Consider the following 26,091-nt stretch of genomic DNA (forward strand, 5'->3'; position numbering starts at 1 on the left):
CGTTAGATTTATCTGAAATTATTATAGGTAATTATGAAGGGGTTTTTAAAGTATCAGTAAAATCGGTTTAAAATACTGAATTGATGAAATTGTTGCAGCAAGAATAAATTGATTTTTTTTCCAAAAATTAATATTCTTGGCACGATTTTTCAATATAGAAATGTAACTCATGTTTAATTTGAGTTTTCATGGTTATTAGTTTTTATCCTCGGAATTTCCGAGGATTTTTTTTTGTCCCAACATGATGTAGCTTGTAAATGCAAACTGATCAATCCAATTTTTGAATAAAATGATTTTTCTATCTCATCGCATTTTGTAGTATATATTCATGTCTTTTTGGATTAGAAGAGTTTGTTTCAAAGAATGTTTTTTCGAGAGTTCAATGTGATATCTGTGAGGATAGAAGTATATTAAAAATAAAAATCCCCACCGGATAGTGAGGATATTGATTATGGTAAGTTGGATAAATCGTCTAATTTGCTTTCTAAAGCCAGGACTTCACCGCTGTTGTATTGATCTTTTTTATCAAGTAAGGATCCTAAATAAATGATGAGTGAGTCAATTTGTCTTCTTGAAATAAAAACATTTTCTCTTTGAATTTCCTCTTCTATTTCTTCTACATATTCAAGTTCTTCATCATCAGACCTGTCTTGTATTTCTTTTTCATATTGCATTGCTGCTAATAGTAAGCTTTTTTCTTCAGGGGTAAAGTGTATCATCAATATTTGATTTTAGTCTTACTAATATACGACTATTTTAAAGCGTTATTTAAAAATCCGAAAGGGACTATTATTTTCTTTGGATTCTTTAATCCCTTTTTTGACTGCACACTTTATTAACATGTAAAAGCCATAAATGCTACCTAAGGCAATTAATAGTAATATGATTGCCAAAATTATGATATGAGTTGATGATAATAATAAAAACATGGTTATATTTTGTTAGATATGAGTGTGATTTTTTCACAAATATAAAAATATACATGTGATTAGCTTATAGTAATCCAAAAAAAGAAATAAATGTCTGCACTTTTTGTTGGCTATTGGAAAAATTGAAAACAAAAAAACCTCTAAATAAATTAGAGGTTTCTTGTGAGGTACCTAGCGGATTCGAACCGCTGTAGATGGTGTTGCAGACCACTGCCTAGCCGCTCGGCCAAAGTACCATTTTTACCATTTTTGAGGTGTGCAAATATAGCAAAATTTATTTATGAACAAAAGTTTTTAAGCAATTTCTTTCCTTCCGAGAGCTTCTATTTCGCTTTTTGCTTGAATTTCAGCCTGATAATTTTTGATGTTAATTACTCTAGTATCACTCCAGCTGTCATGCCAGCCATTTACCCCAAGAAATGATAGGCCATCAAAAGGAACAATTCTGGAAAGGCTTCTGTAAATAATTTGCTTGGTGGTTGGTTTCGTTCCATCTGTACTGATTACTTTGGATCCTGTAATATACTTTGCAACGGTTCTCCCATCTAAATAGTTTTCCATCAAAAAGTAATAAAGACAATAATTGAAATTTCCAATAAAGAGCTGCCATACTATATTTCCATTACTATAGAAGTAGAAAAACTCAATTGAAGTTACTTCATAAAGAAGATTAGAAGCAATAGAGAGGAGATAATTAATAACATATAGTATTATAAGATCCAGAAAATTATTAGCAAGTCTCACTAATGATGAGGCTTTATTATATTCAACAACATTTAGAATTCTTTTCATGGTTGGTTATTAGTTTTTTAGTTTTGTTTTTTTATTTAAAATTTTAAAATCCGTTTACCAATAACTTTAATGAAGCATTGGTATCAATAACGGCGGTGATTCCTGTATTGCTTAGGAGAATTTTACTTGGCTTAAGATTGAAAACTTTTCCGTTCATCTTTAAACCTTTATAATATTCTTTGTTAAAGGCTTGTTCAATACTTTTTCTCGAAGTCTCTTCCATTTCCTGAGTTGGAATACCATATTCTTCTTCAATCATTTTTACGATTTTCCCCTGAAATAAGAGAGAGGCCGTTTTCTGCAGAATATTGGTGGTTTTCAGTTTGAATTTGGTTTCCGATAAAACAATTTTTCGTTTCGTTTCATCATACACCGGGATTCCGGAAATAATGGAAGTTCCTTTTATATAGCCATCAGTCTGAGCCTCAATGACGACTCTGTTATCAACGCCATATACTCTGATATCCGTTACTTTCACTTTAGAATCACGGATATCAAATTCCTTGTTCAGAAAGGTTTTTCTGGCCATATTACTAGCTTCTGTAAAAGGAATATTGGCGGTGGTTTGTAAGATAAACTTATCCGCAACAGTAGGAGTGGTATTAAAGTTAGCAACACTGGTCACCGGCAAAGATGCGGCAGGCTTACTTCCTGTAAAAGTTTCGGAATAAACATCAACTCCAAGAATCGCACTGATCTCATTTCCGTAAAATTTCAAAGGAGTGATATTCACTGTCATTGGGCTTACTTTCAACCATGTATTATATTCTTCCGAAATATTAAAAGGCTGCAGAAAAGTATTCCAGGCCATTAAGGCATATTGCTGGAAATTCAATTGCGTTGCCATTTGCTGGTCTATTGTTTTACAGAATTTTTCCTGCTGCTCTTTTAAGCTTTTTTCAACGATGGAAGTAATAGGAATCTGAATTCTTCCATAATCCAGAACAGGTTTGGTGACCCATCTGAAGCCGTTGGGTTGTGTATTGGTGGTAATGGTCCAGTTATTTTTAAATGTAACGGTGGTATTGAATGACATTACCGTTTCAAAAGTGGTATTCTGATACGTATATACTCCCAAAGTACCAATTCCCTTTTCTGCCCATATTTTTAAGGGAACTTCAATTAAGAGATTCTGGCTGGTTCCGCCTACCAGACGAATAGGTCTGGTTTTCCAGACTTTTACCTTAAACTGGTCATTGTTGTTGTCTGTATAAGAATCGTCCTGATAAACCAGATCTTTCACAGAAGCATTGATCATATTGCTGAGTTCCGAAAGAGGAATGGTCACAGGCATGGTAATACTGGACTTTATCTTTGGAAAGTTATAACTTGCCAGCTGATTATCAACGCTGTTCTGCCCGAAAGTGCTGATTCCTGCTACTAAAAATAATATTTTAACGAATTTCAATTTGTATGTTTTTTTAATGAACGAAAATAAGAATTTTAATTTTCCGGTTTAAAGCTTTTTTCAAGCTCAATGCTGGCACCTTTCATTTCTCCCTCCATGGGTGGAGCTGTTTTCGTGATTTTTAATTTTATATAATCGATCTGTGGAAAGCTGTCGCGAATTTTTAAAATCATTCTCCCGGCTACATGTTCCAGTAATTGGGATTTTATTTTCATTTCCTTGTGGAGAATATCATTGATATCTGCATAGCTTATCGTATCATTCAGATCATCAGATTCTGCTGCTTTCCATAGATCGGTATGAAGTTCTACGTTCAGGATATAATACGTCCCGATAATGTTTTCTTCAGGGAGTACACCATGGTATGCATATATTCGTACATCTTCAAGATATATTTTGCTCATTGCTTCAGATTTTATCAAGCAAAAATCGTCTTAATTCTTCAAAATCTGAATTTATTTCTACAGTTTTTTTCTCCTTTTTCATCAGTTCATTCAATGATTCCGGAATTCTAATCTGGGTATGAATTGCTTTTTCCACTGCATCGGGGAATTTCACCGGATGAGCAGTACCCAGAATAAACCCTTTTTGGTCAGGATTTTCTTGCAGATACTCTTCCATTGCGGCAAATGCAACGGCACTGTGAGGCTCCAGAATATATCCGTATTTCTCATAGACGTCTGTGATGGTATTCATTGTTTTGTGATCATCAATGGAGTAGGCTGATATTTTATTTTTCAACACTTCAAACTGATGCCCGAAAAGCTCCAAAATCCTTACGAAATTGCTTGGATTCCCTACATCCATAGCATTGGATAGGGTATGAACTGCTTTTTGTGGCTGATAGTTTTGGGTTTTAAAATAATCAGGAACCACGTGGTTGGCATTACAGGCTGCGATAAAATGGCCGGCCGGCAAACCTCTGAAATGAGTTAGAAGTCCGGCACAGATATTTCCGAAATTTCCGCTTGGAACGCAGATGACAGGCTGTTCTTTATGATGCTGGATCCATTGTTTTAAGGCGATCAAATAATAAATCTGTTGAGGAAGCCATCTCGCAACATTAATAGAATTGGCAGAAGTCAGAAACAATCGACTGTTGATTTCCTCATCCGAAAAAGCCTGTTTTACAAGATTCTGACAGTCATCAAAACTGCCGTTTACTTCCAGCGCAGCAATGTTTTCTCCTAACGCGGTCAGTTGTTTTTCCTGAACCGGGCTTACCCTGTTCTTGGGATACAGAATAACCACATTGATCTGTGACGTTTTATAAAATCCATGGGCGACAGCACCTCCCGTATCTCCGGAAGTTGCTACAAGAACAGTGACTTTTTTCTGCTGATCTTTCAGCAAATAGGCTAGACAGCGGCTCATGAATCTTGCTCCAATATCTTTAAAGGCTAGGGTAGGGCCATGAAACAACTCCAGGATCGATATCTGCTCACTGATCTTTACCAGCGGAATTTCAAAACTAACGGTTTCTGCAACAATTTCTTTTAATATTTCTGAAGGAATTTCGTCTCCTACAAAATCTTTCATGCATTGGTACGCAATTTCTTCGTTGGAATACTGATGGAGGTTTTGAATAAATTCATTGTCAAACTGAGGAATGGTTTCGGGAAAAAACAATCCTTTTTCTTTTCCCTGACCTTTTATGGTTGCTTCTCTGAAATCAACTTTTTCCAGAGAATCTTTTAAATTATAATATTTCATTTTTGTTTTTTTAGGGTTAAGCTTCTTCAACGATTTCAATACCTGCAGGATTTATTTTTGAAACATAGACAAGACTTTCTATTTCAATCTCATCATAGACTGATTTCATCATTTGCGCAATTTTTTCTGCGGTTTCCTTTTGTTCAGACAGCATAAAAATAGAAGGCCCTGAACCGGATATTCCGCCTCCTAAAGCTCCCAATTGCAGACTTTTTTCTTTAATTTCGTCGAACTTCGGAATTAAAATACTGCGTATAGGCTCTATAATAACATCATTGAGACTTCTGCCAATCAGCGGAAAATCATTTTTCTGAATTCCTGCCACAAGTCCTGCAATATTTCCCCACTGCTCAACGGCACTTTTCAATGTGATATTTTTCTTTAAAATCTGTCTGGCATCCGAGGTTTTCACTTCCACCTGCGGGTGTACAGCGGTTACAAATAAATCAGGACTATTCAGGGGAATAATATCAATTGGATTCGTTGATTTTACCAATGTAATCCCTCCATAAATGCAAGGTGCTATATTATCGGCATGGCGTACTCCTGAAGCCAGTTCTTCTCCAAACATGGCAAAATGAATCATTTCATCCTTTGATAGCTTATTCCCTAACAATATATTGGCTCCAATGGCGGCTCCTGCGGCACTTGCCGCACTGGAGCCTAGCCCGCTGCCGGGTTTTATATGTTTATGGATAATGACCTCAAAACCGTTTTTCAGATTAAAATATTCCTGAATTTTTAATAAGACAACACCCGCAACATTCCTTGAAGGTTCTTCAGGAAGTCCAAAAGAGTCAGTATGTTTTATAATAATTTCCGGAGTTTCCAATAATCTGAATTCCATCTCATCGTATGGTTCATGAACTGCCATACCTAAGATATCAAATCCGCAGACCAGATTGGCAACAGTAGCGGGTACTTTTAATTTTACTTTTTTCATAATTGTATTTTTAAATAGAACGAATAATATCTGCGAAAACTCCGCTTGCTGTTACGTCAGCTCCGGCTCCGGCTCCTTTTACCACCAAAGGCTGTTCAGAATATCTGAGCGTTTTAAAAATGACGATATTGTCCTTGCCATAAAGATGAAACAGATCACTGCCCGGAGCGATATGCTGTAAACCTACTTTTGCTTTTCCATCTTCAAACTCTGCAACGTATTTTAATATTTTGCCTTCATTTTTAGCATGATTCAATAAGTTTTTAAAATGATCTTCATATACTGTAAGCTTTTCATAAAAGTCAGCAACGCTTCCCTGCATACATTCTTCCGGCAGAAAACCTATATTTTCAATTTCTTCAAACTGAAGCGGATATCCGGCTTCTCTTGCCAGGATTAAAATTTTTCTTGCTACATCAGTTCCCGAAAGATCAAGTCTTGGATCCGGTTCTGTATATCCTTCTTTCTGAGCCTGAGCTACTACTTCAGAGAATGTTCTGCTGCCATCATACTCATTAAAGACAAAATTCAATGTTCCACTTAAAACAGCCTGTATAGATTGGATTTTATCTCCGCTTTTGATAAGATCGTTGATAGTGCCTATTACCGGAAGTCCGGCTCCTACATTAGTTTCAAAATAAAAATTGCAGTTGTGGTTCCTTGCTGTATTTTTTAAAGATTTATATTTTTTTATATCTGAAGAAGCTGCAATTTTATTACAAGCCACGATATTAACACTTCTTTTTAACAGGCTCTCATAGATTTCCGGTAGGTCAGAACTTGCAGTCACGTCAACGAAAACTGAGTTTCTGAGATTCCTGCGTATAATTTCCTCAGCAAATTTTGATGGAGAGGCTTTTTCGCCCTCTTGATTCCATGTAAGGTAGTTTTCATAAGATATTCCATTATCCGAAAACAGCATATGACGGCTGTTGGAAATCCCTGCGATTCTCAGATTGATCAAGAAGTTTTCTTTTAAAAAAGCATTCTGGTCATAAATCTGCTGGATCAGTTTTGATCCTACATTTCCAGTTCCGCAGATATAGACATGAACTTGTTTAATTTCAGACTCAAAAAACTCTTCATGAAGGACATTCACCGCTTTTTTGCTGTCTTTCTGAGAAATGACAATACTGATATTTCTCTCTGAAGATCCCTGTGCAATTGCTCTTATATTGATTCCGTTATTGCCCAGACATCCGAACATTTTTGCACTTACACCACTTTTGCTTTTCATGCTTTCTCCTACCAGCGCCACAATGGAAAGGCTGGTTTCAATTTTTACAGGATATACTCTTTTCAGATTAATATCATCAGCAAAAGAAGAATTAATTGCATTTTCAGCGCGCAATGCTTCTTTCTCATCAATCGCAATGGTGATAGAATGCTCTGAAGATCCTTGTGTAATGAGAATTACATTAATTTTTTCATGACTTAAACACTGAAAAAGTTTGGCGGAAATCCCCGGAATTCCTACCATTCCGCTGCCTTCCAGTGTGAGCAGGGCAATACTGTTCATATTGGAAATGCCTACCGCAATCTGTTTTTCATAATCGGATGATTTCAGCTGGGGAGAAATTAAAGTTCCCGGAGCGTCAGTATCAAAAGTATTTTTGATGATCAAGTTTATATTCTTAATCATGACAGGCTGAATGGAAGGGGGATAAAGTACCTTAGCCCCGAAATGAGAAAGTTCCATCGCTTCATGATAAGATATTTCCGCAATAGGTTTAGCATTGGAAGCAAGACGGGGATCAGCGGTCATCATTCCGCTTACATCTGTCCAGATCTGAAGTTCTTCAGCTTGAATAGACGCCGCTATAATGGATGCTGAATAATCGGAACCCCCTCTTCCTAATGTTGTTGCATTATTTTTTTCGTCGCGGGCTATGAAACCTGGTCCTACGATAATACGATTCTGATTTTCATTCAGAAATTTGACAATATTACTTTCTGTACATTCAAAATCTACTTTTGCATGGGTAAAACTGCTGTCTGTTTTGATCAGATCTGCAGAGTTCATCCAAACACAATCTAATCCTTTGTGCTGAAGTCTTGCTGCTATAATTTTTGAAGACAGAAATTCTCCATAGGATGCAACTTTATCTTTGATTCTGTCCGTAAGTTCACCAAGAACAAAAATTCCACTGTAAAGATCTTCGATATCGTTGAAATGCTTTTTAACAAAGCTTAACCATGAACTTTGTTCTGCAATTGAGAACAGTTCTTTGACCAGGTTGATATGTTTTTCTTCAAGATTCTGTACAATCTGCAGGTAACTTTCATCTTTAACGGATGCATTTTCTGCTGCTTTGATCAGCTGGTCGGTAACACCATGAAGGGCTGATACAATCACAACGACCTTGCTTTTTAAAGATTCATTTTTTATGATATTTTCTACCAGTAATATATTCTGAGAATGGGCGACTGATGTTCCGCCGAATTTTAAAATTTTCATCAATTATTTTTTTGAAGTTGGGTAAAACGAAATGTTGCCTCTTTAAAAAAAAGAGTACAGGTACCGGAAATAATATGTGAAAATTTACCCCGTTATGGGGTAGTTGTTGTAGTTGTGAATGTAGAAACAGAAGATCCTCCTGAAATAGGTGATTTCAGGGCAGAAATATCAGATATGTTTCTTAATAAACTCATTGTTACGGAACAAATGTACAAATTATTTTGGAACAGCCAACTTATTAGCATTATAAAATATATTTCCTTTTTTAGAGATATATTTTGTGTAATTGATTAAAAATGTTATATTTATCAGATTAACTAATAACAAAATAACCATGAAAAATTTAAAGAAAATTTCTCGAAAAGAGTTAGGGCAAATCAGTGGAGCAGCATTCAGATGTGATGGATGTCCTACTGGTGGAGGGTATGGCCCAGGACCTGACTTTGCGCATTCTTGCGAAGAATATGATGCATTACCGGGACGCTGCAAATCCTGTGTATTCGTAAGTTCACTATGTATGTATCCTGAAGGCTAATCAAAAAAAATAATATGAAAAATTTAAAAAAATTAAACCGCCAGAATCTGAAATCAGTGAGTGGGGGAGATGTGAATAACTGTTTTGAAAATTGTCCTGCCGGACCCTACGGACCAGGTGAGCCAAGATCATGTGATGATTATAATGCATTACCGGCATGTTGTAAAGGAAGAGTGCTGGTGAGCTTTGAATGCTTCGGTCCTTATTAATTTTTAACAACAAAAAGTTTGTTGTTCTTTTATTACCAAATACTAAAATTATTACAATATGAAAACAATCAAAAAATTATCAAGAGAGGATAAAAAAAGTATCAAAGGTGGCTTCACTGATATTCAGATTGAAGCATGTGGAGGAGAACAATTTGTATGTTTCCGCGGAGGAGGAAAATGGGGATGCTGGCTGAAACCGGGAGGAACCTGTTATGCACCGATGCTGTAAGGATTGGCTGATTATCCTATCCAATGGAAAAAATCAAAATTTAATTTAAAAATTAAAATGACCATGAGAAATTCAAATAAACTAAACAGAGAAAGCTTAAGAGCTATTATTGGAGGTGTGGGTGATACCTGTGCTGTAGACCTTGATTGCGGACCAAGAGGCTGTGCAGTATGTACAGATTTGAGAGGGCGTAAAGTTTGTTTTTACCTTTTACCTTATGATCCATCTATTCCGGGCAGCTGTCCAGTTCTTGAGGGCTAGACAGATAGTGAAGAGTATCAATTTGTTGTAAAAAAGATCAAAATCAGAATTTAATTAAAACTACTATGAAAAACTTAAAAAAATTGAACAGAAGGAATTTAGAACAAGTGAAAGGCGCTGGCGTTTCTCGTTGTGACGGTTGCCCTACCCACCTTGTTTTTGGGCCGGGTTCATCCAGTGATCCTTCGTGTGAGGCCTATTGGCATCTGTCAGAAAACTGCAGAATGTGTGTGATGGTAAGTGTAGATTGCTTTGTTGCGATTACTGCTGACTAAAATAAAAAAGCACTGTGAAAACAGTGCTTTATTTTTTTAACAGTTATCGGGAATATACATTCCTCTTGGTACGCAGATCAATTCTCCATTGCATCCTGAACCACAGGTTTCATGTATTTCGCAGTTTAAGTTACATATGCCACTGCCTCCGTTTACATTTTTAAGACTTCTTCTGTCTAATTTTTTTAGATTTTTCATATTTATTGTTAGTTTGAATGCTAAATATAATAAATATTGAATAACAAAAAAATTATTTTATACTTTTGGAAAGATCCAGCATGGCTTCAATAGGCTTCAATGCTTTTAATCTTAATTCTTCTTCGATAAGAATTTCCGGAAGCTCATATTTCATACATAAATACAATTTTTCCATTGTATTACGCTTCATATAGAAACATTCTGAACAGTTACAGCTTTCATCAAAAACGAGAGCAGGAATCAATTCCTTGTGAGGAGCACGTTTTCTCATTTCGTGTAGAATTCCTTCTTCTGTGGCAATGATAAACTTCTGACAGTCGTCTTTTTCTACGTAATCTAATAGGGCAGAAGTGGAACCAATAAAGTGAGCAAGTTTCAATACGGCTTCTTCACTTTCAGGGTGAGCAATCATTTTTGAATCCGGATTGTCAGCCAGCTGTTGAGCAATTCTTTCCATTGAAAAAGCTTCGTGTACAATACAGCTTCCGTCCCAAAGGATCATATCACGTCCTGTTTTCTTAGACAAATATCTTCCCAGGTTTTTATCCGGTGCGAAAATAATAGGTCTGTCTTTCGGAAGTGCTTCAATCACTGTTTCAGCATTTGAACTTGTTACGATAATATCACTTTCTGCTTTAGTTTCTGCATTACAGTTGATGTAAGTGGCGATTAAAGCATTCGGGTGCTGTTCGCGCATTTTTCTTAATCCTTCTCCGGAACAACCGTCTGCCAGAGAGCATCCGGCCATGGTATCAGGAAGAACTACTTTTTTAGTTGGGTTCAAAATTTTTGCAGCTTCCGCCATGAAGTGTACTCCACAGAATACAATCATGTCAGCATTCGTTTCTTTTGCCTGTCTTGCCAGCTGTAAAGAATCACCCAGGAAATCAGCAATATCCTGAATCTCCCCCGGTTGGTAATAATGGGCAAGAATGACAGCATTTTTTTCCTCTTTAAGTTTAAGGATGGCTTTTACCAGTTCTTCTCCCTGAGGAATGGCAATATCTTTTATATCCAAAAATCCTCTGACAGGAATTGCAGATTTAGCTTTTTCTAATGTTTCGGTACTCATATCAACCTCAATTTTTTATTATCAGAAGCTAGAGGTTAGAAATTAGAAGTTAGATTTTGAGTGTAGTATTTTACTCTCATCCTCCTGCTTCCATCTTCCAGCCATTAATTACTGATAAAACTTTTTATTAAACTTTCTATTTCTTCTTTAGCTGCATCAAGATCTTCATTAATCACGATCTTGTCAAACTCGCTGGCGTAGGTCATTTCTTCTTCTGCCTTTGCCACACGGGTTTTGATGGTTTCTGCATCATCTGTGTTTCTTGAAATCAATCTTCGTTCCAACTCTTCAATGGAAGGCGGTTCTATAAAAATAGACAGCGCTTTTTCTCCAAAATATTTTTTTAAAGAAATACCTCCTTTTACATCTACATCAAAAATAACAACTTTTCCCTGATTCCAGATTTTTTCTACTTCAGATTTTAAAGTACCATAATATTTATCAGTATATACTTCTTCATATTCTACAAAAGCCTCTTCAGAAATTTTCTGTCTGAACTCTTCCGGTGTCAGAAAATGATAATCTACTGTATGAACTTCACTTCCTCTCGGCTGTCTTGTGGTACATGAGATAGAAAATTCCAGTTCAGGAAATGTTTCCAGAGAATGCTTTACCAATGTAGTTTTTCCGCTCCCTGATGGTGCTGAAAATATAATTACTTTATCCATTTCTATGTGTTTCGGGTTTCGGGATTGTGAGTTTCGGGTAGTGATTCCTTAGTGTTTGCACTCGGAATTATTACCTCGCATCTCGAACCCCGCAACTTATAATACGTTTAATGTTTGTTCTTTAATTTTTTCCAGGTCATCCTTCATCATTACGACCAGTTTCTGGATTTCCGAATGATTGGCTTTAGAACCTAAAGTATTGATCTCTCTTCCGATTTCCTGAGAAATAAAGCCTAGTTTTTTCCCATTGAAAGATTCATTATCCATTACTTCTTTATAATATTTTAAGTGCTGGGTAAGTCTTACCTTTTCTTCAGAGATATCAAGTTTTTCTGTGAAATAGGCCATTTCCTGGTAAAAACGTGTTTCATCAACGTTTTCAAACTCTTTCAAAGATTTCTGATAACGTTCTTTCACGCTGACAATTCTTTCTTCTTCAAAAGGAATTACTGCTCCAAGATATTTATCAATATTCTGAATATTCCTGTTTAATTCTTCGTGTAAGATACTGCCTTCAGTCCTTCTGAATTCTTCGAATTTGTCTACGGCATTGTTGACAATTTTTGCCAAAGATTCCCATTCACCTTCCGTCAATTCGTCAGGTCTTGATGTGATGGCATCAGGAAGTCTTACCGCCATTTTAAGATATTCGAAATTGGGTCCGTCTGAAGCAATGTTTTTAAGTTCGTTGATGTAAGAGTCAATTAAGCTTTTGTTAATTTTTACATCATTGGACTCTTCAAGATTCTCAATATTGACATAGCAGTCTACTTTTCCACGGATAATTCTATCATTAAGAATTTTTCTTATTTCAAATTCTTTTTCTTTATAACGTAAAGGAATTTTGATATTTAAATCAAAGCTCTTGCTGTTCAGTGATTTAATATCTATTGTAATTTTTTTTCCTTCAAAAACATCTTCGGCTCTACCGAATCCGGTCATTGATAAAATCATAGTTTTTTATTGTTCTACAAAGATAAACATTTAAGTCTATAGTTGGGCTAATGTTGAATGGCTGGAAGATGGAGGCAGGAAGCGGGAAGATCGTTGTAAATATAAATTATATCTAATTTTAACTTCCAGCCTCAGGCTTCCGTCTTCCAGCAAATTAAATAAACTCATTTTTGTAAATTAGCGCTGTGAAAAAGAAAAATTTGATTTCTGTAGTAGGCCCCACCGGAATTGGGAAAACGAGATTGGCTATTGATTTGGCTCAACACTTCAATACGGAAATTATTTCCTGTGATTCCCGGCAGTTTTTTAAGGAAATGAAAATAGGAACGGCTGCACCTTCTGAAGAAGAATTGGCTGGAGCACCTCATCATTTTATCGGAAATCTTTCAGTGGAAGAATATTATTCTATCGGACAATACGAAGAAGATGCCCTTCAAAAACTGAATGAACTTTTCAAAACTCATGACACCGTCATTCTTGTCGGCGGAAGTATGATGTATGAAAAAGCAGTGATAGAAGGCTTGCATGATCTGCCGGAAGCCAATACTGAAAACCAGGAGAAGCTTCAATCCATTATGGAGCAGGAAGGCATTGAAAAACTTCAGGAAATTTTGCAGGAACTCGATCCTGAATATTTCAGTGTGGTAGATATTCACAATCACCGCAGGCTTTTGCGTGCCATAGATATCATCTGGCAAACGGATAAAAAATATTCTGAACATATTGCTGTTTCCCAAAATGGCAGAGATTTTAATGTAATCAGAATCGGAATAGAAACTTCAAGGGAAGAACTGTATGACAGAATCAACCGAAGAGTGGATATCATGATGGAAAATGGATTGCTGGATGAGGTGAAGGACCTTGAACAATTTAAAAGTCTGACGGCTTTGAATACGGTAGGCTATGCTGAATTGTTTAAATATTTTGACGGAGAATGGGATCTTGATTTTGCTGTTTCAGAAATTAAGAAAAATAGCCGCAGATATGCAAAACGTCAGTTGACATGGTATAGAAAGGCAGATGATATTCATTATTTACAGTTGGGATATTCTCAAAATGATTTTGAAGACTTGCTTCAATGGATTTCGGAACAGTTTCAGGAATAAATTTTACCTGAATTATTTTAAACCATGAAGGAGCTATTAAGGTGTTAAGAATATTAAGAAAGCTTTGCCTTATGAAGTATTGTCTTAAAAATCTATTTGATTTTTCTTAATTAAGCTTAACAACTTATATGTTCTTAATGGTTCTCCTTTCATTCTGACGAAGGAAGAATCTCATTGATTGTTTTTAAAGATTCTTCATTCTACTTTGTTCCATTCAGAATGACAGTACAGATGATAATTAATGAGGGGACTTTAATATTGAAAAAATGCGGTCCTAAAAAGAACCGCACTTCAACAAATATAATTTAATTTACTACTTCCAACCGCCGCCTAGCGCTCTGTATAGATCTACAATGCTGCTTAATCTCTGTCTTTTAATGGAAGCCAGGTTCAACTCTGCCTGTAGGGAATTTCCCTGTGCTGTAATCACTTCCAGGTAATTGGCTGAACCTCCTTTGTAAAGAAGCTGTGCACTTTTAATTCCATCTTTCAACGTCGTCGTTTGTTCTGTTGCTTTCTGTTCCTGAACTTTTAAATTTTCATTGGAAACCAAAGCATCAGAAATTTCTCCTACAGCATTCAATACCGACTGACGGAAAGCCAGAACGTTTTTCTCTCTCTGAATTTTGGCTACTGCAAGATCCGTTTTCAATTGTCTTTTCTGAAAAATAGGCTGGGTAATACCTCCTAAAACGGATCCGAACAATGAGGCCGGAATCTGAAACCAGTTATCAATTTTGAATGAATTTACCCCACCGTTGGCTGTAATTTTCAATGCCGGGTACATATTGGCCTGTGCCACTCCTACCATAGCATTGGATTCTAATAAAACCAACTCCTGCTGACGTACATCCGGTCTACGGCTTACCATAGCTGCCGGAAGTCCTGCAGTAATATTTTGAGGTAATGAAGTATCAGACATTTCAATCGTTCTGTTTACTTTATTAGGAAGTTCTCCTGTCAGAATGCTCAGTGCATTTTCCTGAATGGCAATATTCTGTTCAAGTTGAGCAATCAGAAGTTCAGTTGCCTGTTTCTGTGCTGCTGCCTGCTGAACCCCTAAAGAAGTGTTATCACCGCTTTCCCACATTTTTTGTGTAATCATTAGGGTATTGCTGCTCAATTCAAGATTGGATTTTGCAATGTTTAATTGTCTGTCAAGCATCAACAGGTTGTAATATCCCTGTGCTATAGCTGCTACCACCTGAGTCTGAACAGCTTTTGAACCTTCATAGGTTTGAAGATACTGCATTCTTGAAACTTCCTGCTGGTTTTTGATTTTCCCCCAAATGTCAGCTTCCCATGAAAGGTTGAAGGCTGCATTGTAATCTTCAACATGGCTTTGTCCTAAAAACAAATTTAAGCTTTGCCCATTCATGCTGTTTTTGGAAGGTTTTGAAATCTGTCCGCTCACTCCGAAACCAACATCCGGATATTGCATATATTTTGCCTGTTTCAGTTTTTCCTGTGAAGCAGCTACCTGCTTTAGCGCAATCTGAAGGTCATAATTATTTTTAATTCCTTTTTCAATCAATCCCTGTAAAATAGGATCACTGAAAAACTGTTTCCACTCCAGATTGGCTATACTGGCAGTATCTGCAGTTGCGGTGTACTGGAACTTTTCCGGAAGAGGAAGCTCGGGCTCCGTATATGCCAGTTTGGACACACACGAAACAGAGCCTATAGCCAGTGCAAATGTTAGAATAATATTTTTTACTCTTTTCATAGTTTTTAAACTTTTAATTGAATACAAAACTTAGAGAGGTTTCTGTTGATGCAAAAATTGTCTTTAGTAGGAGAAAATAGTTAGCTTTTTTAAACCATTAAGAACAGGTAGGAGAATAGTTAACCCTTTGTGATCTTAAAATTTTCTCTAAGTTTTTGTCATTCATTTTTTTATTAGTGACTAGCAGCTAAAAGTTCTTCCTCCATTTGTTTTTTCAGAAGTCTTTTCTTTTTTCTGCTTGGCATTTTTTCATGCAGATACTGGAACACGACATACATTACCGGAATAATGAAAATCCCGAATATTACTCCTGTAAGCATTCCTCCTACGGTACTATAACCGATAGAGTGGTTTCCTTTTGAAGAAGCACCCTGTGTCCATACCAATGGAAGCATTCCCACAATAAAGGCAAAAGAGGTCATTAAGATCGGTCTCAAACGTAATCTTGATGCCTGAAGTGCAGATTCTATCAAGGTTTTACCTGCTTTTCTTCTCTGTACGGCAAACTCTACAATCAGGATGGCATTTTTGGCCAATAACCCGACCAGCATGATCAATCCTACCTGTACGTAAATGTTGTTATCTATTCCTGCTAATCCTGTGAAAGCAAATACTCCGAAAATCCCTGTAGGAATGGTAAGAATAACGGCAAACGGAAGAATATAGCTTTCATATTGTGCTGCTAATAGGAAGTAAACAAATAAGATACTCAGGAAGAAGATAAATGAAGTTTGTCCACTTGTCTTAATCTCTTCACGGGTAATCCCTGTCCACTCATATCCATATCCTCTCGGTAATGATTGCTGAGCAACTTCTTCTACAGCTTTGATGGCGTCACCGGTACTGTATCCAGGTTTTGGAGTTCCGTTGATGGTTACTGCATTAAAGAGGTTATTTCTTGTTACCGTCTCAGGACCGAAAGATCTTTTTAACGTTACCAGTGTTTTTGCAGGAACCATTTCTCCTGATTTATTTTTCACATAAATTCCTTCCAGTGAATTGACATCCGTACGGTAAGGAATATCTGCCTGAGCCATTACTCTGTAATATTTCCCGAATCTGTTGAAATCCGATACAAAGCTACTTCCGAAATAAATCTGCATCGTCTGCATCAGCTCTGTTACAGAAACACCCAGCTGGTTGGCTTTATCAGTATCCACATCAATGGTGTACTGAGGGTTTCCTGCCGCGTAAGTGGTAAAGGCGAAAGCAATTTCAGGTCTTTTCATCAGCTCTCCAATGAACTGTTGGGTAGTTGTTCCCAACTGTTCAAAAGAACCATTCGTCTTATCCTGAAGCATGAACTCAAATCCGGAAACGTTACCGAAACCTTGTACAGTAGGGAAGTTGAAGAAGAATGCGTTCGCATCTTTTACCTGGCTAACCTTTCCTGTAAGCATTGCTGCAATCTGGTCAGGATCTTTCATGTCACCACGCTTGTCATAATCTTTAAGCTTAATGAAACCTGCGGAATATGGAGAAGCGTTAGCATTACTGATGAAGTTCATTCCATCTGCTACCCAAAGGTGATTGGTTGCTTTTTCAGCATTGATAATTTTATCAATTTGTGCTGTAGCTCTGTGCGTTCTTTCCAATGAACTTCCCGGAGGAGTATTCACTGCATATAATACGAATCCCTGGTCTTCAGTAGGAATAAATCCTGACGGCGCTTTTTTGATCAGAAATATACTGGCTGCTGTAATGACAACAAGACCTCCTATAGCCACCCATTTATTTTTAATTAAAAATTTAAGGCTGTAGATATATTTTCTGGTCATGCTGTTGAAGCTGGCATTGAAAGCATTGAAAAATCTTGCTCCAAAACCTTTTTTATGACCGTGTTCACCATGTTCTCCCTGAGGATCATTTAAGAACATTGCACATAATGCAGGGCTCAATGTCAATGCATTTACTGCTGAGATTAAAATCGCAATGGCCAATGTGAAAGCAAACTGTCTGTAGAATACCCCTGCAGGTCCCTGCATGAAGCCAACCGGAATAAACACGGCACACATTACCAATGTAATGGAAATAATGGCTCCTGAAATTTCACTCATTGAGTTCATGGTAGCCTGTTCTACAGGCATTCCCGTCTGTTCCATTTTAGAATGGACGGCTTCTACCACTACAATGGCATCATCCACTACAATACCAATGGCGAGCACCAATGCAAATAAGGTAAGCATGTTGATACTGAAACCAAATAGCTGCAGGAAAAAGAAGGTTCCGATAATTGCTACCGGTACGGCAATAGCCGGGATCAATGTAGATCTGAAATCCTGAAGGAAGATATATACTACAATAAATACCAATATGAAAGCAATAACAAGTGTTTCTACAACCTGATGGATAGAAGCATCCAGGAAGTCTTTAGAATTATACATGATAATGGGCTTTACTCCTTTTGGTAAGGTCGTTTCCATCACCTTCACCTGATTTTCAATTTCAGTCAGGATTTCATTGGCGTTAGAACCCGCAGTCTGTAAGATCGCAAATCCGGCAACCGGTTTTCCGTCTACTCTGTTAGTTGCAGTATAGGTATAAGACCCAAACTCTACTCGTGCTACATCCTTTAATCGTAAGAAAGAACCATCGCTGTTCGCTTTGATAGCGATATTTTCATAGTCTTCATTCTTATTCAGTTTTCCTTTGTATTTAAGAATATATTCGTAAGTTTCCTTACTTCCTTGTCCAAGACGCCCAGGGGCTGCTTCAAGGTTATGGTCTTTAATGGCTGCTAAAACTTCCTGAGGAGAAAGATTGTTAGAAGCCAGACGATCCGGTTTCAGCCAGATTCTCATGGAGTAATCCCTTGTTCCGAATACCTGAGCCTGAGCCACTCCGGGGATACGCTGTATCTGTGGAATAACATTAATCTTCAGATAATTTTGAAGGAATAATTCATCATATTGCTTTTCATTTTCACTGGTCAATCCCATGAACATGATCATACTGTTCTGAACCTTTTGGGTCGAAATCCCGGCTTGTACCACTTCCTGAGGCAGCTGGCTCATCGCTTTCGATACACGGTTCTGTACGTTTACAGCAGCATTATCCGCATCGGCTCCCTGCTTGAAGTACACACTAAGTGTCATGGTACCGTCATTACTGGAGTTGGAAGTCATATAGGTCATATTCTCAACCCCGTTCACGGCTTCCTCAATAGGTGTGGCTACAGAACGTGCTACAACCTCAGCATTAGCTCCAGGATAGAAAGCCGTTACCTGAACACTCGGTGGAGCGATATCCGGAAAGAGGGCAATCGGTAAATTAAAGAGAGACAAAGCTCCCAATAATAAGAGTATTATGGAGATGACCGTTGAAAGGACCGGTCTTTCTATAAATTGTTTTAACATAAGAAGTTTATTTTTTTAAGTCTTCTGTATTCGGAATGGACTATAATGGTTTCGCTTTTAATAAGCTGTCAGAAGAAATATTTTTAGGCTTGATGGATGCACCATCTTTTAAGCTTCCAATTCCTGTGAATACTATTTTTTCTCCAGGTGTAAGCCCTTCAGAGATAAAATAATAGCTATCCGTTTTTCCTGATATTTTGATCGGTCTTCCGGTTACCTTCTGATCTTTGCCCATTACATATACATACGTTTTATCCTGAATTTCGAAAGTGGATTCCTGTGGGATCACTACAGCATTCGAGATCAGTTGCGGCATGCGTACTCTTCCTGTATTTCCTGTTCTTAAAGCTCCGTTTGTATTAGGGAAAATAGCACGTACACTGATGGCTCCGGTAGTTTTGTCAAACTGGCCGTCTACAATACTCAATCTTCCTTTTTCAGGATATGTACTGTTATCAGCAATGACAAGATCTACCATTGGCATATTTTTCAGTTTCTCTTCCAGACTTGCTCCCGGGTATTTATTTTGGAAAGCAATAAAGTCCAGTTCGCTTAAAGAGAAATAGGCATAAATTTCACTGATATCAGATAATAATGTCAATGGATTTACATCTGTTCTAGAGATCAGACTTCCCTTTTTGTAAGGGATTCTTCCGATATAACCGCTTACAGGAGCTGTAATGGTTGTAAATCCTACATTGATTCTGGCGCTTCCTACAGAGGCTCTGGCTTGTGAGGCAGCAGCAACAGCAGCTTCATAATTGGCTTTCGCTGTTTTAAGCTGTACATCAGAAACTACTTTTGCAGCAACCAGTGGCTGAAGTCTGTCTACTTCCACTCTTGCTTTTTGGATATTGGCATTGGCAACCTGAAGATTAGCCTGAGCCATATTCATTTGCTCGCCGTAGCTTCTTGAATCTATTTTAAATAACGGCTGTCCCGCTCTTACGTAAGATCCTTCTTCTACATAGATTCTATCCAGATATCCGTCTACCTGAGATCTGATTTCTACGTTGTTTTTCCCTTCCAAAGCGGTTGGGAATTCCTGATATGTAGTGGCGGGTGATGTAATAACGGTATAAACCGGAAGTTCTGGAGCTGGAGGTGCGGCATTGGTTCCTTCTGCGGCTTTGGTGCAGCTCTGTAAAAGAATTATACTTGCAATAAGTACAATAAACCTTGTTTTTCCAGGTAATTTCATTGTTGGTTTAATTTTTTTAATGAAGTGTTAGAGGTAAGTAATGTGTTTTGATAAATGCTGTGTTTTTTCCTAACAGTGTTAATAATTAGTTCAAAAAAAATTACAGAATTTTTAATGTGCAATTGGGTCGATAGTTTCCATAATTGAAAATTTTTAATGTTGATTTATATATGATAAGAATGAGGTGTATTCGTGTTAATTTTACTAACAGTGTTAATTGATATGATAAAAATGCTTATCTTTAATTACTGAAATTGTAAGATTTTACATAAATTATTTTAGTTTTTTAATTAAACTGAACTAAATGTTTTAATTAATTCAGTGTTAAGTTTCCTAACGGTGTTAATTTTTAATTCAAAAAAAATTTATAATGACTTAATGAAAGCCGAAACAGTTTCGTCCAAAGACGTTTTGTTCATCGTTGAAGGGATATCAGCAGTACGCATCATCATAATAGAGATCATCCCGTGAACGGCCGAAAACAGAGCATGTGACATATGGCAGGCATTGTCGGGATTTGATCCGTTTTTCATAATAATCTCATGAGTACATTCATAGATAAGCTCCTGGAATGATGAGAATTCTTTTTTCATCTGGCCTTTTCCGCAGCACTGCATACCAAGACCAAACATAAGCTGGTAATATTCCTTATTTTTAAAAGCGAAGCTCCAGTAAGCATCCACAATAGCAACAAGCTGCTCTTCCGGGGTACTGTGTTTCTGCTGAGCTTTTAATAATTCGATATGCAACTTGTGAAAGCCATCTAAAGAAATTTCAAATAGAATAGCTTCTTTATTTTCAAAATAATCATATACTACGGGAGCACTATACTCAATAGCATCTGCTATCTTACGCATAGAAAGCGATCCCCAGCCTTCCGTTTTAGCCAAAGTGAATGCAGCCTGCAAAATGTTTGCACGGATAGATTCTTTTTCTCTTTGACGACGTTCATGTAGGCCCATTATATTCTTTACTAACAGCGTTAGCAAAACTACAAACTTTTTAACATAACTTCCAAAGGATATTATGAGTTTTATAGATTGGGCGACTATTTAAAGAAAAATAAATCAAAGGCTGGAAGCTGGAAGAATGGGAGCTGGAAGTTATTTTTAGGGTTGAATAATGCAATAATAGAATTTGACTATAACTATTTTTGAGGGGCTAATATCTTCCCTCCTCCAGCTTCAAACCTCCTTACAATACTAAATAAATAATGTCTTATTCAGAACCCGGTTTATTAATAAAAAGAAATATCTATCTTTGCCACTAAAGAAAAAAGGATATGAATACTCCCTCAAATATGCTGGCATTAGGAACAAAAGCTCCGTTTTTTGAACTTCCTAACCCATCAAAAACGAATGAACTTCAGTCTTTGGAAGAGCTGAAAGGAGAAAAAGGAACATTGGTAATCTTTATGTGCAACCATTGCCCGTTTGTTCTTCACGTGATCGATAAGATCAATGAATTGTATGAAGATTATAACGAGCAAGGAATTGAATTTATCGCTATCAATTCCAATAATATTGAAAAATATCCGGCAGATTCTCCGGAAAAAATGATCGAATTTCAGATTGAAAGAGGATTTGACTTCCCTTATTTATTCGATGAAAGCCAGGCGGTGGCTAGAGCTTATGAAGCTGCATGTACACCAGACTTTTATTTCTTTGATGATAAGCTTGATCTTGTATACAGAGGTCAGATGGATGATTCAAGACCTGGAAATAATAAAGATATAACAGGTGAAGACCTGATTATTGCTTTTGAAAATCTTTTGGCTGGGGAAGCTCAGGAAGAAATTCAGAGACCTAGCATGGGATGCAATATCAAATGGAAATAATTTTCGGTAATTACTGATTCTTATTTATATAATATAAAAGGCTGTTCTATTAAATAGTAGGACAGCCTTTCATTTAATAACTTCCAACCTTTATTTACATTCAGGGAGTGATAATAAATTATTTTTTGTTGTATTATCTGCCTCCGTTTTTAAATATTTGGTGCCATTGTAAGTTTCAGCTGTGATAACCTTTACTTGGTTTCCATAACCATCGGTAACATAAGCTAATCCTCTTTCATTCTTTATCCAGTTATATATTTCTAATCGAGTACTTTTTCCTGGTTTTCCATCATCTCCAGTCCATCCTAAATGAGTGATTGCTAAGTTTGGATTTTCATGATAACCGTTGTCCTTGTTGATACATGTAATTCTAATTGCCATGGTTTTTTATTTTAAATTGTTTTACGAAAGTAACTTATGTAAGTTGTTTAGCCTTACGGTTTTCCATAAACAGATCACTGATTAACAAAAAATTAAAAACTTGCCTTACTTTTGACCTCCTTTTCAACCTTCAAATCTACATTGACTTTATTGTGAGAGTGATTCTTTATAAACTCTGAAGGCGTTTTCCCTGTGTATTTTTTAAACATCCTGTTGAAGTACGTTACATTATTGAACCCGCATTGGTAGCTGCATTCTGAAATAGACCTGTCCTGTACCATCAGCAGGCATGCCTTATTGATTCTATATCGGTTCACAAACTCTGTGAAGGTAATCTGAGTCGCTTTTTTAAAGAAATTACAGAAAGCCGGTAAAGTGAGATTGGCTAATTTCGCTACCTCTTCAATATCAATTTCTTTATCATAATGATGCTCTACATAAGTGAAAATGTTTTCCAGCCGGGTTTTATTTTTTGAAATAATAGTATAGGGCATGATTTCGTTATTTAAGAGATCATAGTCGTGACATTTTGAAAGTTCAAAAAGAATTTCCAGCAGCAGCAAATATCTTTTATAGCCTTCCGATTCCAATATCAGTTTCAATTTGGGAAGCATTACTTTTTTTACTTTGTGATGAAAATGAATCCCATATTTTGAAAGCTCCAGCAGATTTTTGATAGAGCTGGCTTCCACTTCCTGTTGGGGAAACTGAAGAATTTCTTCTTTGAACTGAAGGACAATCTCTTCATGCGGATCAATAGAGTTGAGCCCAAATCCGGAGTGGGGGATATTGGACCCGATTAAAACCAAATCTCCATTCGTATAATTACTTTTATGGTAACCTACGTGACGGGTTCCGCTCCCGGAAATGACACAGACCAGCTCAATTTCCGGATGATAATGATACTCCCATTTAAATTCTGAAATAGGGGAGTTATTATGAATCGTACGGAATGAGCTCTTCTCATTGGGGATCACTCTTTCAAAAGTAACTTTCATTTAATTAATCATATTTATTTACTAAAAATACTAATTATATTAATATAGTTCAAATATTTGTTTACTGTGTTAAATTATCGTTAACAGAAATGCTTCTATCTTAGCCGACAAGAAATAACCTGAATGAAAAATCTTAACATCAAGGCCGTTTTATTTTTAAACTATTTTGTCTTCGCAATTCTTCTGAATTCTGTGGGAACAGTGATCCTGCAGGTACAGCAGAATTTTGGGATTTCAAAATCTTCGGCCAGCATTCTGGAAGGTTTCAAAGATCTTCCGATTGCGATATGTTCTTTCATTCTGGCATCATTTCTTCCGAAAATCGGGATTAAAAACTCAATGCTAATCGCCTTATTCCTGGTAAGCTGTATGTGTTTTGTAATGCCTTTTACCAATGAGTTCTGGGTATTCAAATTATTATTTGCCATTGTAGGAATTTCCTTTGCATTGATAAAAATATCAGTTTTTACCTCTATAGGACTGGTTACAGAAACAGACAAAGAACATTCAAGTTTTATGGGATTTCTGGAAGGTTTTTTTATGATCGGAGTATTGGCAGGAAATCTTTTATTCAGTCTATATATTGATGATCATAATCCGAAATCTACAGAATGGCTGAATGTGTATTGGATTCTGGGAGGACTTTCAACCTTATCTTTTCTATTTCTGTTCTTTTCAAAACTGAATGAGCAGGAAGCTAAAAGTGAGAAAACAGACCTGTTGGGAGACCTGAAAAATAGTGTAAGCTTATTCAGTTATAAAAAAGTACTATGCTTTTTATTGTGTGCCTTTCTTTTTGTATTGGTAGAACAGAGTTTCCAAACATGGACTCCTACTTTTTATAAGGAGATTTTAAAAATGCCAACATCCATGAGCATTCAGGCAGGAGCAGTTTTGGCAGGAGCTTTTGCCTTGGGAAGATTTTTGTCCGGGTTTTTCTCTAAAAAATTCAGCTGGATCTATGTAGTTTCTTTTTGTGTGGTAGGTTTTGCCATTAGCTTACTGCTGGTTTTGCCGTTGACCCATAATATTCATATTGATGCGAATACCACCTGGATGAATGCGCCTTTGGCCGTGTATTTATTTCCTTTGATGGGAGGTTTGCTGGCACCTATCTATCCAAGCATTAATTCTGTAATTCTTGCTTCGATTCCCAAATATCTGCACAGCGCGATGTCAGGATTGATTGTTGTTTTCTCAGCAATCGGAGGCACTATAGGCTCTATAATTACGGGATTTGTATTTCAGGAGTTCAGCGGGCAGCAGGCATTTTATCTTTCTCTGATTCCGCTTTCATTACTGATCACGTCTGCCGTTTTCATGAATAAATTAAAAATTAATCCTAAAAAATAACAATGAGTAATCAGCTTTACATAAACGAAATTCAAAGTCTGTTTGATGAGGTACAGAGGTCTGAAATTTTTGAAGATCAGAAAATGATGACAGATGCAGTTCCGCTATTTCCAATTGCGAAGATCAATGAGGATTATGAAAAATTAAAAAATACTGAAGATTTTGATCTGAAAGAATTTGTGATGGCCCATTTTGACTTTTTGGGAGCAAGAGTTTCTGTTCACAGAGACAAGCAGCTTCCCATTGGGGAACATATTGAAAAGTTGTGGGATGAACTGACGCGTACCGCCTATGAAGAAAAAGGAACACTTTTAAAACTGCCGAAACCTTATATCGTTCCGGGAGGTCGTTTTAATGAGTTTTTCTATTGGGACAGCTATTTTATTATGTTGGGATTAAAAGCTTCCGGAAGAGTAGAAATGATGGAAAACATTGTTGAAAACTGCTCTTACCTGATCCAAAATGTAGGCTTCGTCCCGAATGCGAGCAGAACTCATTTCCTGAGCAGATCGCAGCCTCCTTATTTTTCGCTGATGCTGGATCTTCTTTTTGAAACCAAAGGCGATGAAGGAATTTATACCCAATACCACGAAACACTGGAGAAAGAATATGCTTTCTGGATGAATGGCGAAGAGTCGCTTGAGAACAATTCAAGTGTAAAAAGAGTGGTCAGAACACAGGATGGAGATATCCTGAACCGTTACTATGATGCAGAGAATGCACCACGTCCTGAAAGTTACCTGATCGATATTGAAGATCACGAAAAAGGGGCAGGAGATGAATTTTACAGAAACATAAGAAGCGGCTGTGAGTCAGGCTGGGATTTTTCCAGCAGATGGTTTGCAGACGGAGAACATATACAGACGATAGAAACGCTGAACCTTGCACAGGTTGATCTGAACTGCCTTTTGTGGCATTTGGAAAAGACTTTGGCAAAATCTTCAGCACTTCAAAATCTGAGTGAAAAAAACAATTATTTTTCAGAAAGAGCAGCAAGCCGAAGACAGATGATCAATAAATATTTCTGGGATGGAAATACTAACAATTATAAAGATTATCACACTAAAAAAAACACAAAAACACCGTCTGAACATATTGCTGCTCTTTACCCTTTATTCCTTGGAATCGCCGATCAGAAGCAGGCGGAGGCAGTTGCCAAAGCAGTTGCTGAGAAGTTTCTTTATCAGGGAGGCTTGGTGACAACCACTAAAAACTCGGGTCAGCAGTGGGATCTTCCCAATGCATGGGCTCCTTATCAATGGCTGGGCTTTAAGGCAATGAAAAATTACGGCTTTGATGAACTGGCAGAAAAAATTAAAAACAACTGGTGTTCCAATGTAGAAAGGGTCTACAAAAACACTGGGAAACTGATGGAAAAATACAATGCATTAGACACAGAAACAATAGCAGGCGGCGGGGAATACCCCAATCAGGACGGATTCGGTTGGACCAATGGAGTGTATTTACAATTACAACAAAACTGAAACTA

General features: G+C 36.9%; 26 protein-coding genes and 1 tRNA gene. 9 read left to right on the forward strand and 18 right to left on the reverse strand.

The annotated features are described in order from the left end of the window. Positions 1-449: 449 nt before the first annotated feature. The 8 genes from DBR39_RS17040 to thrA all read right to left on the reverse strand — a co-directional run bounded on the left by DBR39_RS17040 (position 450) and on the right by thrA (position 8,243). Positions 450-719, reverse strand: coding sequence for a hypothetical protein (locus tag DBR39_RS17040; protein ID WP_103235382.1), 270 nt, complete (start codon positions 717-719; stop codon positions 450-452). 375 nt (positions 720-1,094) lie between these two features. Continuing rightward, a tRNA-Cys gene (locus tag DBR39_RS17045) sits at positions 1,095-1,165 on the reverse strand. Between the two features lie 58 nt (positions 1,166-1,223). Further along, positions 1,224-1,721, reverse strand: coding sequence for an RDD family protein (locus DBR39_RS17050; protein WP_124535088.1), 498 nt, complete (start codon positions 1,719-1,721; stop codon positions 1,224-1,226). 43 nt (positions 1,722-1,764) lie between these two features. After that, positions 1,765-3,129: a DUF4403 family protein gene (locus tag DBR39_RS17055; RefSeq protein WP_124535090.1), complete on the reverse strand. Its 1,365-nt coding sequence runs from the start codon at positions 3,127-3,129 to the stop codon at positions 1,765-1,767. 35 nt (positions 3,130-3,164) lie between these two features. Continuing rightward, complete coding sequence (gene folB, locus DBR39_RS17060; protein WP_124535092.1) at positions 3,165-3,533, reverse strand: dihydroneopterin aldolase; 369 nt, start codon at positions 3,531-3,533, stop codon at positions 3,165-3,167. Between the two features lie 4 nt (positions 3,534-3,537). Continuing rightward, on the reverse strand, positions 3,538-4,842 hold the full coding sequence (thrC, locus tag DBR39_RS17065) for a threonine synthase (protein ID WP_124535094.1): 1,305 nt from the start codon (positions 4,840-4,842) through the stop codon (positions 3,538-3,540). Between the two features lie 16 nt (positions 4,843-4,858). Then, the gene (locus DBR39_RS17070; RefSeq protein ID WP_124535096.1) at positions 4,859-5,785 is read right to left on the reverse strand and encodes a homoserine kinase; all 927 of its coding nucleotides are present in this window, start codon (positions 5,783-5,785) and stop codon (positions 4,859-4,861) included. Positions 5,786-5,795: 10 nt separating this feature from the next. Next, positions 5,796-8,243: a bifunctional aspartate kinase/homoserine dehydrogenase I gene (gene thrA, locus DBR39_RS17075; protein WP_124535098.1), complete on the reverse strand. Its 2,448-nt coding sequence runs from the start codon at positions 8,241-8,243 to the stop codon at positions 5,796-5,798. 334 nt (positions 8,244-8,577) lie between these two features. On the opposite strand from thrA, the gene DBR39_RS24605 reads away from it, so the two are divergent. The 5 genes from DBR39_RS24605 (at position 8,578) to DBR39_RS17090 (ending at position 9,752) form a co-directional block, all read left to right on the forward strand. After that, complete coding sequence (locus DBR39_RS24605) at positions 8,578-8,778, forward strand: bacteriocin-like protein (protein WP_410494260.1); 201 nt, start codon at positions 8,578-8,580, stop codon at positions 8,776-8,778. Between the two features lie 14 nt (positions 8,779-8,792). After that, positions 8,793-8,987, forward strand: a complete 195-nt coding sequence (locus DBR39_RS17080; protein ID WP_124535100.1) for a bacteriocin-like protein — start codon at positions 8,793-8,795, stop codon at positions 8,985-8,987. Positions 8,988-9,045: 58 nt separating this feature from the next. Next, positions 9,046-9,216: a bacteriocin-like protein gene (locus DBR39_RS24315; RefSeq protein WP_185147209.1), complete on the forward strand. Its 171-nt coding sequence runs from the start codon at positions 9,046-9,048 to the stop codon at positions 9,214-9,216. A gap of 63 nt (positions 9,217-9,279) precedes the next feature. Next, positions 9,280-9,477, forward strand: coding sequence for a hypothetical protein (locus tag DBR39_RS17085; protein ID WP_124535102.1), 198 nt, complete (start codon positions 9,280-9,282; stop codon positions 9,475-9,477). Between the two features lie 65 nt (positions 9,478-9,542). After that, positions 9,543-9,752 carry a bacteriocin-like protein gene (locus DBR39_RS17090; RefSeq protein WP_410494261.1) on the forward strand — a complete coding sequence of 70 codons (210 nt, stop codon included), beginning with the start codon at positions 9,543-9,545 and terminating at the stop codon, positions 9,750-9,752. A gap of 36 nt (positions 9,753-9,788) precedes the next feature. On the opposite strand, the gene DBR39_RS24320 is transcribed toward DBR39_RS17090, so the two are convergent. The 4 genes from DBR39_RS24320 to DBR39_RS17105 all read right to left on the reverse strand — a co-directional run bounded on the left by DBR39_RS24320 (position 9,789) and on the right by DBR39_RS17105 (position 12,644). Further along, positions 9,789-9,950: a bacteriocin-like protein gene (locus tag DBR39_RS24320; protein WP_153816329.1), complete on the reverse strand. Its 162-nt coding sequence runs from the start codon at positions 9,948-9,950 to the stop codon at positions 9,789-9,791. A gap of 52 nt (positions 9,951-10,002) precedes the next feature. Next, a complete protein-coding gene (nadA, locus tag DBR39_RS17095; RefSeq protein ID WP_103233140.1) occupies positions 10,003-11,022 on the reverse strand; it encodes a quinolinate synthase NadA in 1,020 nt (339 codons plus the stop codon). 104 nt (positions 11,023-11,126) lie between these two features. Continuing rightward, positions 11,127-11,690, reverse strand: a complete 564-nt coding sequence (gene gmk, locus DBR39_RS17100; protein ID WP_124535106.1) for a guanylate kinase — start codon at positions 11,688-11,690, stop codon at positions 11,127-11,129. Between the two features lie 96 nt (positions 11,691-11,786). After that, entirely contained in the window at positions 11,787-12,644 is an 858-nt protein-coding gene (locus tag DBR39_RS17105) for a YicC family protein (RefSeq protein ID WP_124535108.1), read from the reverse strand. Between the two features lie 185 nt (positions 12,645-12,829). Here DBR39_RS17105 and miaA point away from each other — a divergent pair, with 185 nt between their 5' ends. Beyond that, positions 12,830-13,750 (forward strand): tRNA (adenosine(37)-N6)-dimethylallyltransferase MiaA, encoded by a 921-nt coding sequence (gene miaA / locus DBR39_RS17110; RefSeq protein WP_124535110.1) that lies wholly within the window; start codon positions 12,830-12,832, stop codon positions 13,748-13,750. 313 nt (positions 13,751-14,063) lie between these two features. Here miaA and DBR39_RS17115 read toward each other — a convergent pair whose 3' ends face one another. The 4 genes from DBR39_RS17115 to DBR39_RS17130 all read right to left on the reverse strand — a co-directional run bounded on the left by DBR39_RS17115 (position 14,064) and on the right by DBR39_RS17130 (position 20,995). Beyond that, a complete protein-coding gene (locus DBR39_RS17115) occupies positions 14,064-15,476 on the reverse strand; it encodes an efflux transporter outer membrane subunit (protein ID WP_124535112.1) in 1,413 nt (470 codons plus the stop codon). Between the two features lie 173 nt (positions 15,477-15,649). After that, entirely contained in the window at positions 15,650-18,832 is a 3,183-nt protein-coding gene (locus tag DBR39_RS17120; protein ID WP_124535114.1) for an efflux RND transporter permease subunit, read from the reverse strand. A gap of 40 nt (positions 18,833-18,872) precedes the next feature. Next, a complete protein-coding gene (locus DBR39_RS17125; RefSeq protein WP_124535116.1) occupies positions 18,873-20,033 on the reverse strand; it encodes an efflux RND transporter periplasmic adaptor subunit in 1,161 nt (386 codons plus the stop codon). A gap of 365 nt (positions 20,034-20,398) precedes the next feature. Then, entirely contained in the window at positions 20,399-20,995 is a 597-nt protein-coding gene (locus tag DBR39_RS17130) for a TetR/AcrR family transcriptional regulator (protein ID WP_103235497.1), read from the reverse strand. A 320-nt stretch (positions 20,996-21,315) separates the two neighbouring features. Between DBR39_RS17130 and DBR39_RS17135 the strand changes: the two genes are divergently transcribed. Next, positions 21,316-21,870: a thioredoxin family protein gene (locus DBR39_RS17135; RefSeq protein WP_124535118.1), complete on the forward strand. Its 555-nt coding sequence runs from the start codon at positions 21,316-21,318 to the stop codon at positions 21,868-21,870. A gap of 90 nt (positions 21,871-21,960) precedes the next feature. Here DBR39_RS17135 and DBR39_RS17140 read toward each other — a convergent pair whose 3' ends face one another. Both DBR39_RS17140 and DBR39_RS17145 read right to left on the reverse strand, forming a co-directional pair. Next, complete coding sequence (locus tag DBR39_RS17140; RefSeq protein ID WP_124535120.1) at positions 21,961-22,251, reverse strand: DUF3892 domain-containing protein; 291 nt, start codon at positions 22,249-22,251, stop codon at positions 21,961-21,963. A 92-nt stretch (positions 22,252-22,343) separates the two neighbouring features. Continuing rightward, positions 22,344-23,249 (reverse strand): AraC family transcriptional regulator, encoded by a 906-nt coding sequence (locus DBR39_RS17145; RefSeq protein ID WP_124535122.1) that lies wholly within the window; start codon positions 23,247-23,249, stop codon positions 22,344-22,346. 123 nt (positions 23,250-23,372) lie between these two features. On the opposite strand from DBR39_RS17145, the gene DBR39_RS17150 reads away from it, so the two are divergent. Beyond that, the gene (locus DBR39_RS17150) at positions 23,373-24,602 is read left to right on the forward strand and encodes an MFS transporter (protein ID WP_124535124.1); all 1,230 of its coding nucleotides are present in this window, start codon (positions 23,373-23,375) and stop codon (positions 24,600-24,602) included. Between the two features lie 2 nt (positions 24,603-24,604). Further along, on the forward strand, positions 24,605-26,086 hold the full coding sequence (locus tag DBR39_RS17155) for a trehalase family glycosidase (protein WP_124535126.1): 1,482 nt from the start codon (positions 24,605-24,607) through the stop codon (positions 26,084-26,086). The last annotated feature ends 5 nt before the right edge of the window (positions 26,087-26,091 follow it).

The organism is Chryseobacterium sp. KBW03, from assembly GCF_003852415.1.
Taxonomy (GTDB): Bacteria; Bacteroidota; Bacteroidia; order Flavobacteriales; family Weeksellaceae; genus Chryseobacterium; species Chryseobacterium viscerum.

Coding starts and splice junctions, on each gene's coding strand:
- DBR39_RS17105 (WP_124535108.1), bottom strand. CDS start 12,644: ATGATTTTATCAATGACCGGATTCGGTAGAGCCGAAGATGTTTTTGAA.
- DBR39_RS17050 (WP_124535088.1), bottom strand. CDS start 1,721: ATGAAAAGAATTCTAAATGTTGTTGAATATAATAAAGCCTCATCATTA.
- DBR39_RS17080 (WP_124535100.1), top strand. CDS start 8,793: ATGAAAAATTTAAAAAAATTAAACCGCCAGAATCTGAAATCAGTGAGT.
- DBR39_RS24320 (WP_153816329.1), bottom strand. CDS start 9,950: ATGAAAAATCTAAAAAAATTAGACAGAAGAAGTCTTAAAAATGTAAAC.
- DBR39_RS17130 (WP_103235497.1), bottom strand. CDS start 20,995: ATGGGCCTACATGAACGTCGTCAAAGAGAAAAAGAATCTATCCGTGCA.
- DBR39_RS17155 (WP_124535126.1), top strand. CDS start 24,605: ATGAGTAATCAGCTTTACATAAACGAAATTCAAAGTCTGTTTGATGAG.
- DBR39_RS24315 (WP_185147209.1), top strand. CDS start 9,046: ATGAAAACAATCAAAAAATTATCAAGAGAGGATAAAAAAAGTATCAAA.
- folB (WP_124535092.1), bottom strand. CDS start 3,533: ATGAGCAAAATATATCTTGAAGATGTACGAATATATGCATACCATGGT.
- DBR39_RS17150 (WP_124535124.1), top strand. CDS start 23,373: ATGAAAAATCTTAACATCAAGGCCGTTTTATTTTTAAACTATTTTGTC.
- DBR39_RS17145 (WP_124535122.1), bottom strand. CDS start 23,249: ATGAAAGTTACTTTTGAAAGAGTGATCCCCAATGAGAAGAGCTCATTC.
- DBR39_RS17120 (WP_124535114.1), bottom strand. CDS start 18,832: ATGTTAAAACAATTTATAGAAAGACCGGTCCTTTCAACGGTCATCTCC.
- DBR39_RS17115 (WP_124535112.1), bottom strand. CDS start 15,476: ATGAAAAGAGTAAAAAATATTATTCTAACATTTGCACTGGCTATAGGC.
- DBR39_RS17135 (WP_124535118.1), top strand. CDS start 21,316: ATGAATACTCCCTCAAATATGCTGGCATTAGGAACAAAAGCTCCGTTT.
- DBR39_RS17040 (WP_103235382.1), bottom strand. CDS start 719: ATGATACACTTTACCCCTGAAGAAAAAAGCTTACTATTAGCAGCAATG.
- DBR39_RS24605 (WP_410494260.1), top strand. CDS start 8,578: ATGAAAAATTTAAAGAAAATTTCTCGAAAAGAGTTAGGGCAAATCAGT.
- DBR39_RS17085 (WP_124535102.1), top strand. CDS start 9,280: ATGAGAAATTCAAATAAACTAAACAGAGAAAGCTTAAGAGCTATTATT.
- nadA (WP_103233140.1), bottom strand. CDS start 11,022: ATGAGTACCGAAACATTAGAAAAAGCTAAATCTGCAATTCCTGTCAGA.
- gmk (WP_124535106.1), bottom strand. CDS start 11,690: ATGGATAAAGTAATTATATTTTCAGCACCATCAGGGAGCGGAAAAACT.
- DBR39_RS17140 (WP_124535120.1), bottom strand. CDS start 22,251: ATGGCAATTAGAATTACATGTATCAACAAGGACAACGGTTATCATGAA.
- thrA (WP_124535098.1), bottom strand. CDS start 8,243: ATGAAAATTTTAAAATTCGGCGGAACATCAGTCGCCCATTCTCAGAAT.
- DBR39_RS17070 (WP_124535096.1), bottom strand. CDS start 5,785: ATGAAAAAAGTAAAATTAAAAGTACCCGCTACTGTTGCCAATCTGGTC.
- DBR39_RS17125 (WP_124535116.1), bottom strand. CDS start 20,033: ATGAAATTACCTGGAAAAACAAGGTTTATTGTACTTATTGCAAGTATA.
- thrC (WP_124535094.1), bottom strand. CDS start 4,842: ATGAAATATTATAATTTAAAAGATTCTCTGGAAAAAGTTGATTTCAGA.
- DBR39_RS17090 (WP_410494261.1), top strand. CDS start 9,543: ATGAAAAACTTAAAAAAATTGAACAGAAGGAATTTAGAACAAGTGAAA.